The organism is Thermogemmatispora sp., from assembly GCF_019683755.1.
Classification (GTDB): Bacteria; Chloroflexota; Ktedonobacteria; order Ktedonobacterales; family Ktedonobacteraceae; genus Thermogemmatispora.
Genome location: NZ_JADGHT010000382.1, coordinates 1 through 4,093, shown reverse-complemented (window position 1 = coordinate 4,093; position 4,093 = coordinate 1). Strand labels below are relative to the sequence as shown.

Genomic DNA, 4,093 nt, shown 5'->3' with positions numbered 1-4,093 from the left:
TCTCCCTCTCCCATCCTCGCCAGCACCGTCGCCGCCCGCAGGTACAGATTGCCCCCCAACGCCGGCCCTACCCGCTTCACCCAGCTCAGACCCTCCCAGGCCGCTGCACTGGCAGACGCCCGCTCTCCCGCTTCCAGATAGCGGTGAGCCAGATGGAAGTAGGACAGGCCCGTCAAGGTTGGATCATCCAGTTCGCGCGCCAGGTCCAGCAGCTCGTGCGTCAGGCTCAGAGCTGTTCGCCTCTGAGCAGCTCCCGGCTGATGACTGGCGAGCCAGGCCGTCAGATGGAGGTACTGACCCTGCAGCCAGAGCCAGGCCTCGCGCTCGCTGGCTGGTGCCTCCTTCACCTTCTGTCGCAGCTTCCCCAGCCAGCGCGGCATCCTCTCTGCCAGCACGCGAATCTGACCGGTATACTGCAGCCGGTTAGCAAGCGCAAATAGATCGGCGTACTGATAATAGCCCTCCAGGCTGACCACCTCCGCCAGTCGCTCGTAGCTGGCGCCTGGCTCTCCCCCTCTGCCCACATAGGCCACCTGCTCCCAGGCCAGCCCCAATAACGCCGGCGGGATCTGCAGCAATCTCGCCAGCACAATGCGTCGCTCCGGATCTGCCAGATACATCGTCGCCTCCCAGTAGCTCACCGTCTGCTTCTTGACATCCAATGCCTGCGCTACTTCTGCTCGACTGTAGCCGCGCCGCTGCCGATAGTCGCTCAGGACTGCCCCCATATGCGGCAGATTGTACTTCCCTGGCGGATAGTTTCCATACCTTCTCCACCAATCCGTATCACTCACCTTACACCTCCTTTTATGCATTGGGGAGCAAAGACATTTCCTACCAGGGAGTGTAGCATCCAGTCGGCTCTATTTCAATGGATTGGAGCCGACGGTTTTCACTACACAATTTTGCTTTTGGCAAGCTTTTGTGCGACGATTGCGGCAGAGGGATTACAAGAGGGTTCAGAGGGCCTCAGCTCTGCTCAGGCCCTCTGGCCAAACAAGGCCCGAATCTGAGAGGCAGCCTCCTCAAGCGAAATCTGGCGATCCTGCAAGCGTCGCAGGATGTCCTCCAGCGCCGGAGTCCCCTCTCCAACGGCCTCAGCAGCGGTCGCAGCGGTTATCGATGGCGCCGCCTCTGGCCCTGTTCCAGACCTGGCGGACTGCACTGGCGCTGGTAGAGAAGAACCCAGGTTCGCCAGCACTCCACTGCGCCGTGCCTGCCAGAGATAGAAGGCCAGTACGACCAGCCCGACCAGCAGTCCGACAACACTCTCCTGCATCAGCCGTGGCCAGCTTTCCACAGGAGAGCCAAGTGCCACAGTACCCAGCGAGAAAAGGAGGACCGCTCCACCGACAGTTGTTGCCAGCACCCCACCGATCAGCGCAGCCAGAATGAAGCCCTGGCACGGTAGCAGAGCACGCTCCGGCTCCTGTCGATAGCGCCACATCAAGAGCAGATTCAGCGGCAGCGTGCTCAGACCAAGCAGGAGCGGCGCCCACCCATCGATCCAGTCGCCAGGCTGCGGCAGGGGTCCTGTTGGGAACAGGCTGAAAAGGAGAGCCAGCAACAGACGCCCGCTTCCAGCCCAGAACAGCAGCGCCAGCAAGGCCGCCGCCACAGCCACCAGACTGTAGTGCAGCACAGCACGCGCCAGCCGTGGATCTGATAGCTGCTTCACCTCACTCTGCAGCCAGAGCCAGCCGCAGCTAGCCACCAGCAAGCCGACCAGCACCATACCAGCGGGCAGCGTAAAAAATAGCGCTCCCGGCGGGGTCAGAAGAGCTGTCGCTTGGATCTTCTCTCCCGTCAGGAAGCGCAGGAGTAGATCCAGAAGAGCCGCACACTCATTGAGAGTCAAGAACAGGCCATAGACCAGAACGCCGCCATAGAACAGGCGCCGCAACCACGAACCGGGGTCGTAACGATTGAGATAGCCATAGGCAAACCAGGTCAGCACAAACCACAGCGCTGTCGCCAAGGGACCACGCAGATCGGCATGGCCATTGACAACAGCAGACGGCGCGACATGTCCCCCTCCAAGGAAGAAGGTATCAAGCGTCAAGGAGAGGAAATAGCTCGTAGCACTCACCAGCGGGAAGAGAAGGATGAGCTGAACGCCGTAGACATGAAGACGCTGAAAAAAGCGCGCCAGCCCGGGGCCGACAGGCAGGCGCCGCCGCTCCCACTCCAGAGCCAGTAGCCCGGCCAGCGCCGCCAGTCCCGAGGCTGCGTAGCCGCTTTGAAACTGGATCAGCACTTGTCCTAGCGAAAAGATCGCGATCGGAGCTAGCACCAGCTCACCCAAATTGAGAAAAAAAGCGCGCACAGCACTGCCACCCGCCGCCGGGTCCTGACGCAGGTCGCGTCGCAGCAGCCAGTAATGCAGACCTCCCAGGACGGCGACGAAGAGAAGCACTGTCACAGCGAAAACCAGCGCCTGCACTACCTCAGCACGGTCAGGGACCGCCTCATTGCCGGGTCGCCACGGGGTTAGACGCCAGAGCGGATTAAGCAGATCGGCAAGTGCATAGATGGCAAGAACGAGCAGGAGAAGCAGGATCACATACAGATAACTGCGGTAGAGGTTGCGAGCCACGGTGCACGCTCCTTTCCCGGGGTCCGGCGAATGACACAAAGGGGCCTTTCCCCGCTGAGCTAAGCATACACGAGAGACCGGGCTTTCGACAATGAACTGTTCCACAGCCGGCTCACTGTTGCGCCGCCTGGCCTCCAGATAGCCCGTGGCTCGCCTGGCTCTCCCCTTAGACTCCCGCCAGCAGATCCAGCGGCTCGATCGGCTTCAGACCGGCCTCGATCCGTGCCCGGTACGGCTCCAAAAACGGCGGCAGAGAGAGACGCTCGCCCAGATGCTCGGGGTCCTCGTCGACCGCGAAGCCAGGCAGATCCGTCGCCAGCTCGAAGAGCACGCCACCTGGCTCGCGGAAGTAGATCGAATGAAAGTAAAAGCGGTCGATGATCGGCGTCACTGTGCGATTGACCGCCGCCACGCGCTCGCGCCAGGCACGATGCTCCTCATCGGTAGGGACGCGGAATGCCACATGATGAACGCCACCGATCCCGACAAAGCGATGGAACGGCGCATCAGGCTGAATCTCAACATGGACCAGCGTCCCCGGACCGCCCGGCCCGACCTCAAAGACCGCAACCTCATAGCTGTGATCCTGCTGGTAGCTCCCCACCTGACGGAAGCCCAGCACTTCGGTCAGGAAACGTGCCGACGGTGCCAGGGTACGCAGCGTTAGCTGCACGCCGTAGAAGCCGCGAATCGCATACTCCGCCGGCACAGGGCTTCTGCGCCAGGGAACACCCTGTAGTCGACCGCCATCGTCGACTAGCTCCAGACGCTGGCCCTCGGGATCACGGAAAGGCAGGCTAAGCACCCCATCCGTTCCTCGACGTCGCAGCTCGTCATGCTCAACATGCAGACGTGCAAACCGCTCCCGCCACCAGTGCAGCGCCTCCTCACCATTCACTCCCAGCATAATGGTCGAAATCGTCCCTGCCCCTTGACGGTGACGCTCCAACTCAGGCCAGTCGAAAAAGGTTAGCTCTGTACCAGGCTGGCCTAATTCGTCACCATAGAACAAGTGATAAGCCGAGACATCGTCTTGGTTGACCGTCTTTTTGACCAGGCGCATCCCCAACACCTGGGTATAAAAAGCGACATTCAGCGAGGCGTTACCCGTCACCGCCGTCACATGGTGAATACCTCGCAATTGCATTGTGCTTACTCCCTTCCTTACTCTTGCAGCATTTCCTCAACAAGTCAGGGCTAGCAGTATCAGAGCACCGGAGCGCCAGTCGCTCTAAACCCTGGCCCGGCCTTCCCCAAAGAGGGGCACCGAAGGCCCGCAGAAGCGCGCCTTACCTTGCCTGGCCAGGCAATCTCTGATAAGTACACTATAGGAAACACGCTGGCCTTCCTAGAACTTCCCAGCCAGCGAGTCTGCCCTTTGCACCCGTTTCCCCGCGAAGCAGAGAGCCGGCTGCCGGTGTTCGACGAAGCAAGCTGCCAAAAACAGAGGTGCATGGGTCGACTGCCAAGTCGACCCAAGCACCCCCCCGGCCAGAG

Annotated in this window: 3 protein-coding genes; all 3 read right to left on the bottom strand. The window is 61.0% G+C overall.

The genetic code is table 11. The annotated features are described in order from the left end of the window. On the bottom strand, positions 1–794 hold a 794-nt coding region (locus IRZ24_RS17600; protein WP_297167116.1), incomplete at its 3' end, for a helix-turn-helix transcriptional regulator. Positions 795–979: 185 nt separating this feature from the next. Continuing rightward, the gene (locus IRZ24_RS17595; RefSeq protein WP_297167113.1) at positions 980–2,596 is read right to left on the bottom strand and encodes a hypothetical protein; all 1,617 of its coding nucleotides are present in this window, start codon (positions 2,594–2,596) and stop codon (positions 980–982) included. Between the two features lie 166 nt (positions 2,597–2,762). After that, on the bottom strand, positions 2,763–3,743 hold the full coding sequence (locus tag IRZ24_RS17590; protein WP_297167109.1) for a ring-cleaving dioxygenase: 981 nt from the start codon (positions 3,741–3,743) through the stop codon (positions 2,763–2,765). Positions 3,744–4,093 lie beyond the last annotated feature (350 nt).

Coding starts and splice junctions, on each gene's coding strand:
- IRZ24_RS17590 (WP_297167109.1), bottom strand. CDS start 3,743: ATGCAATTGCGAGGTATTCACCATGTGACGGCGGTGACGGGTAACGCC.